We start from the raw sequence: 17705 nt of genomic DNA on the forward strand, positions 1-17705 counted from the left end.
CTAGACGTAGTCACTGGCCTCCTCCTCATCGAGCATGGGAAGGCCGTCCTGCCACCAGGCAGCCAGGTTATGTACGTGAGGCGCCTTGAGAATCGTGAAGTGGTTGCCCGGGCCGTACCAAATGCTCAGGTCCGGTACATGCTTGCGCCACCCTTCGATCATTTCCTGTTGCTCGCGCTTGTTGCCGGCGGTATCCAGGGTTGGATCATTCGCCAGCACCAGCCGCACCGGCCCGGTGTATTGATGTTGCGGTTGATAAACCGTACGCAGGGCCGTACCAAAGGCCCGCGCCGGACCACGCATCGAATCCACCGCCGAACGCTGTGGCAACATGCCGGCGCGGACCATGCCGGCATGCAGCAGGCGCATCTGCGCCGAATCGTCCTGGGCGCCGAACACCGTGGCATCGATCCCCAGGGATTTACCCGAGGCCAGTTGCATCGCCTCGATCAACCGGTTCAACACTCCAGTCCCGGTATAAGGCCTGCCCACCACGCCGTTGCCGCCGGGCGATTCGCTGTCGATCAGCGTCAACGAGGCTACTTTGCGACCACGGGCGTGCAGACGGGCCGCCATCTCGAAGACAATCCAGCCACCGAAGGAATGCCCCAGCAGATGCACCGGCCCCTCCGGTTGCACCTTGTCGATGGCTTCGAGGTACGCCTGGGCGGCGGTTTCCACCAGGCTGAAAGGCTCTGTGCTGCCGTCCAGCCCCCGATGTTGCAACCCATGGATAGGCCAGTCCGGGCCAAAGGCGTCGGTCAGGCCGATGAAACCGGTGACGCTGTCGCCGGCCCCCGGTACGCAGAAGATCGGCGCCCGGTCGGCCCGTCCGCCCTGGATCGTCAGCAGCGGCTGGTAACCGCTCTTCGGCAAGGGTGCCGGACGCGATGCGGCGGTGTGAAGCTCGGTGCTGAGGGCCTGGCCCAACGCCTGGACATGGGGCGCCTGCATCATGCTCTGGTGGTTACCCGGTACCTTGACGCAATGCAGCTGCGACGTGGGCAGGACAGCGTCCCAGCCCAGATAACCGGAGTGCTCGGGAGCGTCGTCCTGGCGTTCTTCGGCCACCAGCAGATGCACGGGTACGGAAATCGGATACACCATGTAATGGGCCAACGCATGACCGTGGGCCACTTCGCGATCGAGGTACTGCCAGAGCTGCTCCGCACTGTAGACGGCCAGCTCGGCCGGCAGCACCGCCTCGTCGCGGCAATGCTGCACCAGGCCTTCGAAATCGAATCGATCCAGTTGCCCCTGCAGATCGGCCAGTTTCGCCAGGATCGCTGCTAATACCTCTTCGCCAGGCAACGCAGCCCTCCAGAACACATCGCAACGGTCCAGCAGATGCAGCTTGTGGGCTTCGTCCAACGCCCAGCGCGACCGCCCCTGATCCACCAGCCGAGGCAGATAGCTGTCGATGAGGCCGACGAACTCGACCTCCTCGTCCAGGCCGATCAGCTGGATCGCGGTCTCGTAGGCCAGCACACCACCGAACGACCAGCCGGCCAGGCGATAAGGCCCTTGGGGTTGTACCGAACGAATGATCCCCACCAGCCGCGAGGCCATGCATTCCATTGTCTGCAACTGCGGCTCGCCCCACTCGACGGCAGGCAGGCCATACACCGGGATATCCGGGTCGATGTGCTTGCCCAGCGTCGGGAAGTACAGGTCCAGGCCACTGAACTCGTGCACCAGGAACAGCGGATTCTGCTGGCCGGTGGTGCGCACCGGTACGATGGCCTCCTTGACCTGGGCATCCTCGGTACGGGTCTGCAGCATCGATGCCATCGACGCGACGCTTTCGTGCTGGAACAGCTCGGCCAGCGAGACGGTCAGGTTGGCCTGTGCCAACAATCCGACCAGCCGGATCGCCAGCAATGAATGACCGCCCAGTTCAAAGAAGTTGTCGTGACGACCGACCTGCTCCAGCTTCAGGACGTCGGCCCACAAGCCTGCCAGCGTGACTTCCAGATCGCCTTGCGGCGCCTCGTAGCCCTGGCTCCCATAAGCGTGCAGTTCCGGTACCGGCAACGCCCCGGTGTTGACCTTGCCGTTCAGCGTCAGCGGCAACGCCGTCAATTTCACATAGGCGGCCGGGATCATGTATTCCGGCAGCACGGAGCGCAGTTGGACGCGCAGGACATCCGCATCGAGGCCCCCAGCGTTCTCGTGCTCGGTGTAGTACGCGATCAGGCGCTTGTCGCCCGGACTGTCTTCACGCGCGACCACCAGGGCTTCGCGTACCCCGTGGCACTCGTGCAAACGGGCCTCGATCTCACCGAGCTCAATACGGAAACCACGTATTTTGACCTGCCCGTCGTTGCGATCCAGGTATTCGATGGTGCCGTCGGGCAGCCAGCGGCCAAGATCGCCACTGCGGTACAGACGCGCGGTGCCCGAATCGCTGAACGGATCGACAATGAAACGTTCCTCGGTCAGGTCCGGCCGGTTCAGGTAACCGAGGGCCACCCCGACACCACCGATATGGATTTCCCCCGCGACACCCACAGGTACCGGTTGGCGCGCGGCATCGAGGATATATACCCGGGTGTTGGCGATAGGACGGCCGATCGGAACACTCGTTGCGCCATGCGGCACGGCAGTGACCGCATGGGTCGTCGCAAAGGTGGTGGTCTCGGTGGGACCATAGCAATGCACCAGCCGCAGCGAAGGAGCATGGGCCAACAGCCGCCGGAAGGATGCCGGATCACCGCGCTCGCCACCGCACAACAGGATCCGCAGGCCTGCCAGGGCATCCGGGATCAGTACCAGGTATTGATTGAACATGGCGGTGGTGACGAACAGTACCGAGACCTCGGCATCTGTCAGCGCCTGGGCGAATTGCGTCGGGCTGAGCAAGGTTTCGTGATCAATGATCACAACGCGCCCGCCATTGAGCAATGCCCCCCACACCTCCATCGTACTGGCGTCGAACGCCGGGTTCGAGGCGAAAGCCACGTGATCCTGTACACCGAAATCCGCGTAGCCGTTATTGATCGCCAATCGGCCTATGGCCAGGTGCGGCACGATCACCCCTTTCGGGTGGCCCGTGGAGCCGGAGGTGTACATGATGTACGCCGGTGTATCGCTGGTTTGACCGGGGAATACCGCCGGCCTTGCAGCCTGGATCAATTGCAGTGTGTCCAGGTCCAATCGCGGCATGTCTTCCGGCAAGACCCTGTCACTGGTCGTCAACACCAGCACCGCGGCACTGTCTTGCAACATGAAGCGCTGCCGCTCCTCCGGCGCATGGTGGTCCAGCGGTACATAGACAGCGGCGCACTTGAGGATCGCCAGTTCGCTGATGATGAGCTCGAACGAACGGTTCAGCATGATCGCGACCCGCGACCCTGGCTGGACGCCCTGTTCAAGCAAGCAATGCGCCAGGTGACTGGCTCGCTCGTGCAGCTCCCGGTAGGTGAGTTGCTGCGCCCCATGCTGGAGTGCAATCCCGTCGGGCCGGGCCCTGACCTGGGCTTCGAACAGGCCGTGGACCGTCTCTTCGCGGGGATAGACCGTGTCGGTTGCATTGAAGTCGACCAGCAGCTGCCGACGTTCCGCCGCCGGCAATATCGCCAGCTCGCGCAAGGGTACCTCGGGCGTGTGCTCAAGCGCATCGACCAGGCTCTCCAGCGCCGTGTGCATGTAGCCGCAGATGCGTTCCGCCCCGATGCGCGACTCCGCCAGGGCGGTCAGCACGAAGGCCTCACCGAGATCGTCGACGTTCAGCGACAGTGGATAGTTGCTCCACTCCTCACCGCCGAGCCCCTCGATCCCGTTCCAGGCCGACTGGGCCTCCTGGGTGACCTGCGTTGCAGTGTGCCGGTAATTCAGCAGTGCACTGAACAATGGCGTCGACGTAGCAACACCGCTGCAACGCTGTGCCAGCGCCAGCGACGCATGTTCGTGTCCCAGCAGCGCGGTGAGACGCGCATGCGTCGTCTTGACGCCTGCCCGTGCCCCGTCGACGCCGACGTCAACCCGCAGCGGCAAGGTGTTGATGAACAACCCCAGCGCCCGATCGGCCCCCTCACCGCCCTGCATCCGGCCCATCAGTACGGTACCGAACACCACGTCTTCGCGCCCGGACACAGCGCCCACCACCCGCGCCCAGGCCAGGTGATGCAGGCTCGCTGCGCTGACGCCAAGCAGACGCGATTGTGTCCGCAGACGACGATTCAAACTGTCGTCCACGCCCAACCGGGCCTGTTCGATGACATGGCTGTCGCCCTGCACGTCCTGCAGGCCGAATGGCAGGGTCGGCTCCTGGATATCCTGGAGCATGTCCCTGAAGAACGCCTCGTGGGCGCTTTGCGTCACGCCAAGCCGCGCCTGGGCCACGTAGTTGCGATACGGCACGGCATCGCCCAACTGGGCCTGCTGCCCGAGCAAGTACGCTTGCATATCGTGCTGAATCACCTCCAGCGCGGTGTGATCGAGTGCAATGTGATGGAACAGCAGTAGCGCAACCCAACGCTGGTGTTCGTCGTCATAGGCACAGGCAAGCCGCATCATGGGTGCCTGGCGCACATCGAGCCGATAGTGCCGAGGGTCGAAACGCTCACGAAGCTGCGCGCCCACGTCCTGGCCCGGCTCGACCATACAGGTCTGCACCGCCAATGGTGCTTGGCGCAGCACCACCTGCACCGGCTCGCGCAAGCCCTCCCAAAGCACAGCCGTGCGCAGGATATCGTGGCGGTCGATCACGCCTTGCAGGGCATTGACGAAGTCATCCAGCCGGGCACGATCCTTGAAGTTGAACATGGCCTGCTGCACATAGAGATCGCCCTGCTGCGAAGCCAGGTGGTGATACAGAATCCCTTCCTGCAACGGCGCCAGGGCGTAGATGTCCTGGACATTGCTCACGCCGCCGGGCACGCCGGCGACGACGGCGTCGATTTCCCGCTGGCTCAGATCGGCGAGCGGCAACATCTGCGGGGTGATCTGCTCACAGTCCGGCACGATGCCGTTGTCCGGCACCACGATTTCCGTCGCGCCGCCCACGGCCGCCGCCAACGCGGCCAGGGTCGGTTGGCCGAACAGCACCCGCACATCGGCGCTCAAACCGGACTGGCGCATGCGTTCGATCAGCGTGACCGCCAACAACGAGTGCCCACCCAACTCGAAGAAGTGGTCATGACGCCCTACCCTCTCAACCTTGAGCAGCTCGGCCCACAGTTGTGCCAGCGTCGTTTCCACCGCGCCCTGTGGCGCTTCGTATTCACGGGTAATTACCGAGGCCTGGTCCGGCGCCGGCAGTGCCTTGCGATTCAGCTTGCCATTCGGCGTCAGCGGCAATGCATCAAGCCGCACATAGGCCGCCGGCACCATGTATTCCGGCAGTTGGGCTTGCAACTGGGCACGCAGGCTTTCGATCTCGATGTTGAACTCGTCACCGTGCACGGTGAAGTACGCCACCAGACGCTTGGCCCCCGGCACGTCTTCGCGAGCCAGCACCACGGCTTCCTTGATCGCCTCGTGCCGGGCAAGCTTGGCCTCGATCTCGCCCAGCTCGATACGGAACCCGCGGATCTTCACCTGATCGTCGTTACGCCCCAGGTAATCAATGTTGCCATCCGCCAGGTAACGACCCAGGTCGCCGGTGCGGTACATCCGGGCATTCGGCCGCTCACTGAACGGGTCGTCGAGGAAACGCTCCGCCGTCAGTTCCGCGCGGTGCAGGTACCCCCGCGCCACCTGGACGCCACCAATGTAGATCTCCCCGGCCACGCCCATGGGCACCGGTTGCTGATGGGCGTCGAGCAGGTAGATCCGAGTATTGGCGATCGGTTTGCCGATCGGCGTGCTGTCCGGTGTCTCGGCGCCGGAGCAGTCCCACGCCGTCACGTCGACGGCCGCTTCGGTCGGACCGTACAGGTTGTGCAACGCAGTTTGTGGCAATTGCGCCTTGAAACGCCGTACCAGATGCCCCGGCAAGGCTTCGCCGCTGCACATCACCTGACGCAACCCCTCGCACTCGCCAGCCTCGCCATGGGCCAGGAACACATCCAGCATCGACGGCACGAAGTGCAGCGTGGTGATGCCTTGGGTCTGGATCACTTCGCGCAGGTACGCCGGATCGCGATGCCCGCCCGGACGCGCCATCACCAGCCGGGCGCCGGTGAACAGCGGCCAGAAGAACTCCCACACAGAGACGTCGAAGCTGAACGGGGTCTTCTGCAGCACCGCGTCCGTGGCGCTCAGTGTGTAGGCGTCCTGCATCCACAGCAGGCGGTTGACCACCGCGCCATGCTCGTTCATCACGCCCTTGGGCAGGCCGGTCGAACCGGAGGTGTAGATGACGTAGGCCAAATGGCTGGCGTGCAGGCCCGAGGCCTGCGGATTGCCGGTCGGCTGCGTGGCGAAGTCTTCGTCTTCAAGCACCATCACCCTGGCGTCGGTCGCGGGCAGGCTCGCCTGCAAGGCGCGTTGGATCAGCACCACGGCCGGGGCGCTGTTTTCCAGCATGTAGGCCAAACGGTCAGCCGGATAATCCGGGTCGAGCGGCACGTAGGCAGCGCCCGCTTTCAGGATTCCCAGCAGCGCCGCGACCATTTCCACGCTGCGGTCCATGCAGATCGCCACGCGGTCATCCGGGCGAATGCCCAGGGCGAGCAACCGGTGGGCGATCTGGTTGGCTCGCTGGTTCAGTTGGGCGTAGCTCAGTTGTTGCGCTTCGAACACCACGGCGACGGCATCCGGACAGGTCGTGACCCGTGCCTCGAACAGGCCATGCAGGGTCAGGCCTTGCGGATAGTCGACGGCTGTAGCATTGAAGGCTTCCAGCAGATGCTGGCGCTCAGCGTCTTCCAACAGCGGGATCTGCGCCACCAGGGCCTGCTCATCGGCAACCATGGCGCGCAAGATGCATTCGAGATAACCGAGGTAGCGCTCCATCGTGGCCTGGTCGAACAGCGCCGTGGCGTACTCCAGCGAACCGAACAGGCGACCATCGATCAGGGCCATGTCCAGCAACACATCGAACTTGGCGGTACGGCTGCTGACCCCCAGCCCTTGCAGTGACAGCTCGGACAATTCCATCCCGCCGGTTTCGCTGTTCTGCCATGACAACATGGCCTGGAACACCGGGCTGTGGGACAGGCTGCGCAATGGCCGGACCACTTCCACCACCTGTTCGAACGGCAAGTCCTGATGCGCCTGGGCGCCCAGGGTCTGGGCCTTGACCCGTTGCAGCAAGGCCTCGACGGTCAGCTCGGTCGAAACCTCGACGCGTACCGCCAGGGTGTTGACGAACAAGCCGATCAGGTCTTCGACTTCCGCATGCATGCGGTTCGCCGTCGGCGTGCCGACGACGATATCGTCCTGCCCGGACATCCGGCTCAGCAGCGCGGCCCATGCGGCCATCACCGTCATGAACAACGTGGCGCCATGGCGCTGGCTCAAGGCCTTGAGGCCTTCGGTCAGTGCTTCATCGAAGGCGATCCCTACCGCATGACCGGAATGATCCTGCTGGGCCGGCCGTGGCCGGTCCGTCGGCAAGGTCAGCAATGCCGGTGCACCGGCCAGGGTGTCCTGCCAGTAGCGTTCCTGGCGGCTCAACACCTCGCCGGAGAGCCAGCGCCGCTGCCAGACGGCGTAATCGGCGTATTGCACCGGCAAGGCCGGCAGCGGGTCGTCCTGGCCTTGGCTGAATGCCGCGTACAGCACGCCCAGCTCACGAGTCAGGACATCGGCGGACCAACCGTCCGAGACGATGTGGTGCAGGGTCACCAGCAACACATGGTCGGCATCGCCCATGCGCACCAGGCGACCACGGGCCAGCGGGCCACGGCTCAGATCAAACACCTGCCGCGCTTCCTGCCCGGCCATGCGCGACAGCTCGGCTTCGGCATCCGGGTGGGCGGACAGGTCATGCCGTTGCAAGGCGAAACCGATGTCGGCCGGGGCAATGCGTTGCTCCACCTCCTGGCCCTGGACAAAGGTCGTGCGCAAGGCTTCGTGACGGGCGACGATGCGATCCAGGGCACGGCCCAGGGCGGCGGTGTCCAACGCACCACGCAGACGCAAGCCGGTGGGGATGTGATACGCCGCGCTGGCATTGTCCAACTGCGCGAGGAACCACAGGCGTTGTTGGGCAAACGACAACGGCAGTGCCTGCTCACGGGACACCGGCATGATATCCGGCCGGGTGCTGCGGGCCGCTCGGGACAGCACCTTGGCCAACGCGCTCAGCTCGGGTTGGGCGAACACCTCGTTCAGGCTCAGTTCCACCCCCAATTGCTCGCGCACCTGGGCAATCAAGCGCATCACCAGCAACGAATGCCCACCCAGTTCAAAGAAGTGGTCGTGACGCCCCACCGCTTCGACGTTGAGCATGCTTTGCCAGATCTGCGCCAGGGCGACCTCCGTGGCGCCTTGCGGCGCTACGTGCATACGGCTGGCGAAGGCCTCGGCATCCGGCTCCGGCAGCGCCTGGCGGTCGAGTTTGCGGTTCGGTGTCAGCGGCAGCGCGGCCAGGCTGACGAATGCACTCGGGACCATATACTCGGCCAGCAGGGTCGACAGTTCCGAGCGCAAGGCGGCTGCGCTCAGAGTGAGGCCGGCCTGCGGCACGACGTAGGCTACCAGGCGCTTGTCTCCAGGCGTGTCCTCGCGCACGATCACCGCCGCTTCCTTGACCCCGGTGCAGTGGCTGAGCCTGGTTTCGATTTCACCCAGCTCGATACGGAATCCCCGCACCTTGACCTGGAAGTCATTGCGCCCCAGGTACTCGATGCGTCCGTCCGGACGATAACGGGCCAGATCGCCGGTCTTGTACATGCGGGCATCGGACAGGTCGCTGAATGGATCGACGAGGAAGCGCTCGACATTGATCGCGTCGAGGTTCAGATAACCCCGGGCGACGCCATCGCCACCGATGTAGATCTCCCCCGCCACGCCGAATGGCACCGGCTGGCGGTGCCCGTCGAGCAGGTAGATACGGGTGTTGGCCATCGGCGTGCCGATGGTGGCGTTGCCGCCCGCGCCGTCGGCGTCGTAGCGCATGTAGGCGGCGGTGCACGACACGGTCGCCTCGGTCGGGCCATAGGTATTGATCAGTCGGGTATGGGCCGGGCGTACCGCGTCCCACATCTGCAGCTTTTGCATCGACAGGGCATCGCCGGTGACGTTGACCAGGCGCACATCACGCAGATGATCGCGGGCCTGCGCCGGCGTGTTGTGCCATTCGGCCGCCAGGGTGTGCCAATGCGCCGCGGTCAAGTGCAGGAAGGTCGGCCGGATCTCAACGTCCTGCTGCAACTCGATGCTGCCAAACAGCGCGCGGGTCGGCGCCAGAGTGGCACCGGCGACCAGCGCCGGGAAAATTTCTTCCACCGACAGGTCGAAGTTCAACGTGTTTTGCTGCAGCACCGTGTCGGCCGGCGTCAGTTCGAACAGGCGCACGGCATCCACGCAGTAGTTGACCAGACCCCGGTGTTCGATCATCACGCCCTTGGGCGCGCCGGTCGAACCCGAGGTGTAGATCACGTAGGCCAGGTGACGCACGCCGAGGCTCGCCACCACCGGGTTGTCTTCGCGGCCTGTGGCAATGCCGCTGCGCACCCGTTCGACGTAGTCGAGCAGCACCACCGGCGTAGCCAGTGGCGGCAAGCGGTCTTGCAGTGCGCGTTGGGTCAGCAGCGCTACCGGGGCACTGTCGGCAATCATGTAAGCCAATCGTTCGGCGGGATATGCCGGATCCAACGGCACGTAACCGCCGCCGGCCTTGAGTACCGCCAACAGGCCCACCAGCATCTCGGCGCTGCGCTCGACACAGATCGCTACGCGGTCGTCCGGACGGATGCCCAGCCCGATCAGGTGATGGGCCAATTGGTTGGCCTGGCGATTCAGTTCGGCGTAGCTCAGGCGCTCACCTTCGAACACCACGGCAATGGCCTGCGGCCGGGCCGCGACCTGGGCCTCGAAGAGTTGATGGATGGTCTGTTCACGGGGGTACGGTGCCTGGTTCGCGTTGAGCCCGACCAGCAGACGCTGGCGTTCGGCGTCATCCACCAGCGCGATCTGTTCGATCAACGTCTGGTCACTTGCCACCATGGCACGCACCACCCGCTCGAAATAACCGAGGTAACGCTGCACCGTGGCCTCGTCGAACAAAGCCGTGGCGTATTCCAGGGCGCCGAAGATCTGCCCCTGGGCCTCGCCGAGTTCCAGGGACAGGTCGAACTTGGCGACATTGTTCGCCACACCGAGGCCTTCGAGCGTCAGGTCGCCAAGCACCAGTTCGCTGTTGTCGAGGGTCTGCCAGGACAACATGGCCTGGAACAGCGGGCTGTGGGACAGGCTGCGTACCGGATTGAGCACTTCCACCACCTGCTCGAACGGCAGGTCCTGATGCGCCTGGGCGCCTAGGGTCTGGCTCCTGACGCGTGCCAGCAAGTCCTCGACCGTCGGTGCGCCGGAGACATCGATGCGCACGGCCAGGGTGTTGACGAAGAAACCGATGAGTCCTTCGACTTCCGACCGTGTGCGGTTGGCCACCGGCGAACCGATCACCACATCGTCCTGACCACAAAGACGACTCAACAATGCCGCCCAGGCCGCCATCAACGTCATATACAGAGTGACGCCGTGACGCTGGCTCAAGGTTTTGAGATTGGCCGTCAGCTCAGCGTCGAACGCCAGCGGCAGGGCCGCCCCGCTGTAGTCCTGCTGCGCCGGGCGCGCACGGTCCGTCGGCAACATCAACAGCGCCGGCGCATCGACCAGGGTTTGCCGCCAGTAGCTGCTCTGGGCTTGCAAGACTTCGCCGCTCAACCAGCGGCGTTGCCACAGGGCATAGTCGCCGTATTGCACGGCCAGCGTCGGCAGCGGATCGTCCAGGTCATGCCGGAACGCTTCGTAGAGCGCTGCCAGCTCCTTGACCAACACCCCCATGGACCAGGCATCCGAAACGATGTGGTGCATGGTCACCAGCAGCACATGCTCCTCGTCACCCAGGCGAATCAACCGGCCACGGATCAGCGGGCCGTGTTCCAGGTCGAAGGCGTCGACGGCTTCCCGCGCCGCCAAGGCGTGTACTTCGGTTTCGCCATCGATCCGCTCGGAAAAGTCATGCTGCAGCAAGGCGAAACCGCTATCGGCCGCGGCGATACACTGCCAAGGCTCCTCGCCCTGGGCCTGTACGAAAGTCGTGCGCAACGCCTCATGGCGGGCAACGATGCGATCCAGTGCCCGCTGCAGGGCGACGTGGTCCAGCGTGCCGCGCAGACGCAGGCCGGCCGGCATATGGTAGGCCGAGCTGGCCCCTTCCATCTGCGCCAGGAACCACAGGCGCTGTTGAGCGAATGACAGCGGCAAGGGTTCGTCGCGGGAAGCCCTGACGATCTCTGGCAATGTGCTGCGCCCGGCCTGAGACACGGCCTGCGCCAGCTCCATGAGTCCGGGATGAGCGAACAGAGCGGTGAGGCTCAGCTCCACGCCCAGGCGCAAACGGACCTGGGAGATCAGTTGCATTGCCAGCAATGAATGGCCACCCAATTCGAAGAATTGGTCGTGACGGCCGACCTGTTGCAGGCCCAGCAGGTCCTGCCAGATCTGCGCCAGGGTCGTTTCGATTTCGCCTCGGGGGGCTTCGTAGCCGCGGGTGATGACCGAGTCCAGGTCCGGGGCCGGCAAGGCCTTGCGGTCGAGCTTGCCGTTGGGGGTCAGCGGCAGTGTGGCGAGAAGTACGTAGGCCACGGGAACCATGTATTCCGGTAGCTGCCCTTGCAGATGAATGCGCAGAGCCTCGATGTCCACCACTTCCGACTGAGTGAAATAGGCGACCAGACGCTTATCGCCTGGTACGTCCTCGCGGGCCAGCACCACCGCCTCCTTCACGGCCTCGTGCTGAGCGAGCTTGGCTTCGATCTCGCCCAGTTCGATGCGGAAACCACGGATCTTCACCTGGTCGTCGTTGCGACCCAGGTATTCGATGTTGCCGTCCGGCAGGTAACGGCCGAGGTCGCCGGTCTTGTACATCCTGGCGTTCGGTTCGCTGCTGAACGGATCCTTGAGGAAACGCTCGGCCGTCAGGTCATCACGATTGAGATAACCCCGCGCAACACCTGCGCCACCGATGTAGATCTCACCCGGCACGCCCAGCGGCACCGGTTGTTTATGCTCATCCAGCAGGTAGAACTGGGTGTTCGCCACAGGCTTGCCGATGTGGGCAGCAAAGCCGTCTTCACGGGCCATCGACACCCAACTGGAATAGGTCGTGGTTTCCGAAGGCCCGTAGAGGTTGCACAGGCGCTTGACGGAAGTCTGCTCGAACAGTGTTTCCACCAGACTACGCTTGAGCGCTTCGCCGGCCACGTTGACCGTATCGACGCCATCGCTCAAACCACCGGATTCCAAAAGCGCCTTGAGCGCCGACGGCACGGTGTTGATCAGGGTGATGTCGTGCTCACCCTGTTGCAGTTCCAGCACATTAGTGACCACCTCGATGCTGCCGCCGCTAGTCAACGGCGCGAAGCATTCGTAGACCGCCAGGTCGAAGTTCAGCGAGGTCGAGAACAGCGTCTTCGATAAGGTTTGCGTATCGAACGAGCGATGGGCCCAGGTCAGGAAATTCACTGTGTTGCGGTGTTCGATCATCACGCCTTTCGGCAAGCCGGTGGAACCGGAGGTGTAGATCACGTAGGCCAGATGCGCCGACGTCAGGCCATCGACCTGCGGATTGGGCGCCGCCTCGTCCTGCCAGATACCTTTGTCGAGATCGATCAACGGGATTGCCGTCTCGCCCAGCAAGCCACGTGTGGCCGTCTGCACCAGGATCGCCGCCGGAGCACTGTCCTCCAGCATGTAGGCAATCCGATCCGCCGGATAGGCCGGATCCAGTGGCACGTAACCGCCACCGGCTTTCAGGATCGCCAGCAACCCAACGACCATGTCCAGACCACGCTCGACGCAGATCGCCACCCGCGAGTCCGGCTGCACACCCTGCTTGCGCAGGTAATGGGCCAACCGGTTGGCGAGTCCATTGAGTTCGCGATAGTTGAGCTGGTGCCGGCCATGACGCACCGCCAGCGCATCCGGCGTGCGCCGCACCTGGTCCTCGAACAAGCCGTGAATGGTCTGCTCCAGTGGATACTCGGCGTCAGTGGCGTTGAACGCCACCAGCAATTGCTCGCGCTCGTCGGCAGGTACAATCGACAACTCGCGCAACGGCGCGTCAGGTGCATGCTCCAGCGCCTGCACCAGGCTCTCCAGCGCCCTATGCATGTAGCCGCAGACACGTCGCGCACCCACTTCGACCACCGCCTGGGCCGTCAGCAGGAAACCTTCGCCGAGGTCGTCGACGTTCAGGCACAACGGGTAGTTGGTCCGTTCTTCCATGCCCAGGGTGTGAATCCCGTGCCAGGCCGAGATGGCCTGCTCGGACGCGGCTTCACCGGCGCTGTGCCGATAGTTCAACAGCGTGCTGAACAATGGAAGCGAGGCCGGTACGCCGCTGCAACGCTGGGCCAAGGCCAGGGAAGCATGTTCATGCCCCAGCAACCCGCTCAACCGGGCGTGGGTGGCCTTCACGCCTGTACGGACGTCGGTTTGCCCCACACTCACCCGCAGCGGCAAGGTGTTGATAAACATCCCCAGCGCCCGGTCTGCACCGTCGCCGCCCTGCATCCGGCCCATCAGTACGGTGCCGAACACCACTTCTTCACGCCCTGAGACGCGCCCGACTACCTGGCCCCAGGCCAGGTGGACCAGGCTCGCCGCACTCACCCCGAGCTGACGGGCCTGCACCCGCAAGCGCTGGGCCAATGCCGCATCCACGCCTTGTTGCACTTCTTCGATGCCACTGCCGTCGCCCTGCACATTCAGCAGACCGAACGGCAACGTCGGTTCGTCGATGTCACCCAGCATGTCGCGGAAGAACGCTTCGTGCTGTTCGCGACTCACGCCCAACAGGGCCTGGGCGACATGATTGCGGTACGGCACAGCCGGTGCGAGCAGCTCTGCCTGGTCCAGCAGGCTGGCCTGCATTTCATGCACCACCACCTCAAGGGCGGTGTGGTCCAGCGCCACGTGATGGAACAGCAGCATGCCGACCCAACGCTGGTTCGCCAGATCCTGGGCATAGGCCAGCCGCATCAACGGTGCCTGGGCAATGTCGAGGCGGTAGTGACGCGGGTCGAAGCGTTCGTGCAACTGTTGCACTGCATCGCCCGCCGCCGGATCCAGCCCGATGTCTTCAAGGGCCAGCGTCGCGTGGCGCCAGACCACCTGCACCGGTGACTCCAGGCCCTGCCAGGCCATGCTGGTGCGCAGGATATCGTTACGCGACACCACGCTCTGCAAAGCCTGGGCAAAGGCTTGCAGGCGCTCGCGACTGTCAAAGCCGAACATCACCTGCAACACGTAGGGGTCGCCCTGCTCCGCGGCCAGGTGATGGTAGAGAATGCCTTCCTGCAACGGCGCCAGGGCATAGATGTCCTGCACGTTGGCGACGCCGCCAGGCACTGCGGCCACGATCCGGTCGATGGCTTCCTGGTCCAGATCGGCCAGGGGCAACATGTCCGGGGTGATTCGCGTGCAGCCAGCAGGAATGAGGTTGGCCGGCACCACGACGTCTGCGTGTCCGCCGACCGCCGCAGCCAGCGCAGCCAATGTCGGCTGGCCGAACAGCACCCGCACATCGGCGGACAGATCGACCTGGCGCATGCGCTCGATCAACTTCACCGCCAGCAGCGAATGACCGCCCAATTCGAAGAAGTTGTCGTGGCGCCCCACTCGTTCGAGCTTGAGCAAATCCTGCCAGATCCGGGCAATGGCGCTTTCCACTTCTCCTTGCGGGGCTTCGTATTCACGGCTGATCACCGCCGACTGATCCGGCGCCGGCAAGGCCTTGCGGTCCAGCTTGCCGTTGGTGGTCAGCGGGAAAGCTTCCAGCAGCACGAAGGCGCTCGGCACCATGTAGTCCGCCAGCGAGCCCAGCAACTGCGTGCGCAGCTCGGCAGCCGCTGGCTGCGCGTCTTCCTTGGCGATGACATAAGCCACCAGACGCTTGTCGCCCGTCTCGTCCTCGCGGGCGATGACCACCGCCTCGCTGACCCCTTCGCAAGCCGCCAGCGCGGCCTCGATCTCGCCCAGCTCGATACGGAAACCACGGATCTTCACCTGGTCATCGTTACGGCCCAGGTATTCGATGCTGCCGTCCGCCAGCCAGCGACCCAGGTCGCCGGTCTTGTACATCCGTGCGTTCGGCTCATTGCTGAACGGGTTCTTCAGGAAACGCTCGGCGGTCAGCTCGGCGCGGTTCAGGTAACCGCGGCTGACGCCCGCGCCACCGACGTACATCTCACCCACTACGCCGACCGGTACCGGCTCGCGTTGAGCATCGAGCACGTACAGCTGCAGATCGGGAATGCGTCCGCCAATCGGGCTGACGCCGACCAACTGCGCATCCGCCGCACACAGTGCACGATAGGTCACGTGTACGGTGGTTTCGGTGATGCCGTACATGTTCACCAGTTGCGTACCGGCATTGATTGCCCGGGCGTACCATGGCTTGAGGATGCCGGTTTCCAAGGCCTCGCCACCGAAGATCACCTGGCGCAGGCTGTGGCTCAGGTCGCTTTCGCCCTGGGCCGCGATCAACTGGCGGAATGCGCTTGGCGTCTGGTTGAGGATGGTCACCCCGGCCTCGCACAACAGCGAGTAGCATTCCTGCGGCGAACGGCTGACCAGTTGCGGTACGACCAACAGGCGGCCGCCGTGGGTCAGTGCCCCCCAGATTTCCCAGACCGAGAAGTCGAAGGCGAAGGAATGGAACAGCGCCCAGACGTCTTGCGGGCCGAAGTCGAACCACGGCTGGGTGGCCGAGAACAGCCGCGCGACGTTGCGGTGCTCGACCATCACGCCCTTGGGCAAGCCGGTCGAACCCGAGGTGTAGATCACATAGGCCAGATGGCTGGAGTCGAGCCCCTTCACCTGCGGATTGCGCACGGACTGGTCCTGCCAGTCGCGACCATCGAGATCAACCACAGGAAGCGAAATGTCGGCCAACAAGCGACGTGTCGCGGTCTGTGCCAACACCGCAACCGGCGCACTGTCCTGCAACAGGTAGGCGAGGCGTTCGGCCGGATAGGCCGGATCCAGCGGCACATAACCGGCGCCCGCCTTGAGGATGCCCAACAGGCCGACGATCATGTCCAGGCCACGCTCGACACAGATCGCCACCCGATCATCCGGGCGAATGCCCAGGACCAGCAAATGATGCGCGAGCCGGTTGGCCCGGGCATTGAGTTCACCGTAGGTCAGCGTCCGGCTCTCGAACACCACGGCCACGGCATCAGGGTGTGTCGCCGCACGTGCCTCGAACTGCCCATGGATCAGCGCATTGTCGGCATAGACCACATCCGAGGCATTCCAGGTTTCCAGCAGTTGTCGGCGCTCGGCCGGCGGCAGGATCTGCAACTCGCCCAATGGCGCCAGGGGCGACTGCTCCAGCGCCTCCAGCAGATGCTCCAGCACGCATTGCACATAGTCGCAGACACGCCCGGCGCCGATCGACGCTTCAGCCATGACGGTCAGGTTGAAGCCTTCGCCCAGGTCATCCACCGACAACGTCAGCGGATAGTTGGTCCGCTCTTCGCCGCCCAGAACCTGGATACCTTCCCAGGCCGCGATGGCTTCGCTGGAAGCCGTCTGCGCACCAAGGTGACGATAGTTCAGCAGCGCGCTGAACAACGGTGCCGGCGCGGTCACGCCACTGCAACGCTGGGCCAGCACCAAAGAGGCATGCTCATGGCCGAGCAAAGCGGTCAAGCGTGCATGGGTCGCCTTGACCCCGGCACGTACACCCTGCGTGCCCAGTTCCACCCGCAACGGCAAGGTGTTGATGAACATCCCCAGTGCCCGGTCGGCCCCCTCGCCGCCCTGCATCCGGCCCAGCAACACGGTGCCGAACACGACGTCGTCCTTGCCCGAGACACGGCCCAGCACCTGCGCCCAGGCCAAGTGATACAGGCTCGCCGCGCTCACCCCGAGTTGACGGGCCTGCGCCCGCAAGCGCTGGCTGAGCGCTCCATCGACCGGCTGGCGGACTTCTTCGATCCCACGTCCGTCGCCCTGCACATCCTGCAGGCCGAACGGCAACGTCGGCTCGGTCACATCGCCCAGCATCTCGCGGAAGAACCCTTCGTGTTCTTCGCGGCTGATGCCCAGACGGGCCTGGGCTACATAGTTGCGATACGGCACCGAGGCTGCCAGCAGATGCTCGCGCCCCATCACATGGGATTCGATTTCCGCCGTGAGCATGGCCAGGGACGTCGCGTCGTCGACCATGTGGTGGAACAGCAGCATGCCGACCCAGCGATTGTTCGCCACGTCTTCGGCATAGCCGATGCGCATCATCGGCGCCTGACGGATGTCCAGGCGATGATGGCGAGGGTGCAGGTGCTCGCGCAGTTGTTGCGCGATACCTCCCGCCGCCGGGTCCAGCACGATCTCATCGAGCCCCAGTCGGGCCTCGCGCCAAACCACTTGCACAGGCTCGTCCAGCCCTTCCCAGACCACGCCGGTGCGCAGGATATCGTGGCGAGACACCACGTCTTGCAACGCCCTGGCGAAGTCGTCCAAGCGGGCGCGGCTGTCGTAGGTGAACTGGACATATTGCAGATAGGGGTCGCCCTGGGCCGCAGCAAGGTGGTGATACAGGATCCCCTCCTGCAATGGGGCGAGGGCATAGATATCCT

Annotated in this window: 1 protein-coding gene (running past one end of the window); it reads right to left on the reverse strand. The window is 64.3% G+C overall.

Annotated features, from left to right (window positions below; all coding sequences use genetic code 11):
• Positions 1 to 17705, reverse strand: partial view of a non-ribosomal peptide synthase/polyketide synthase gene (locus QZH45_RS17635; RefSeq protein WP_432783799.1) — the 3' portion only. The gene runs 13150 nt beyond the window's last position; only the last 17705 of its 30855 coding nucleotides appear in the window; its start codon lies beyond the right edge, outside the window; its stop codon occupies positions 1 to 3.

The organism is Pseudomonas corrugata (assembly GCF_050920615.1).
Taxonomy (GTDB): Bacteria; Pseudomonadota; Gammaproteobacteria; order Pseudomonadales; family Pseudomonadaceae; genus Aquipseudomonas; species Aquipseudomonas corrugata.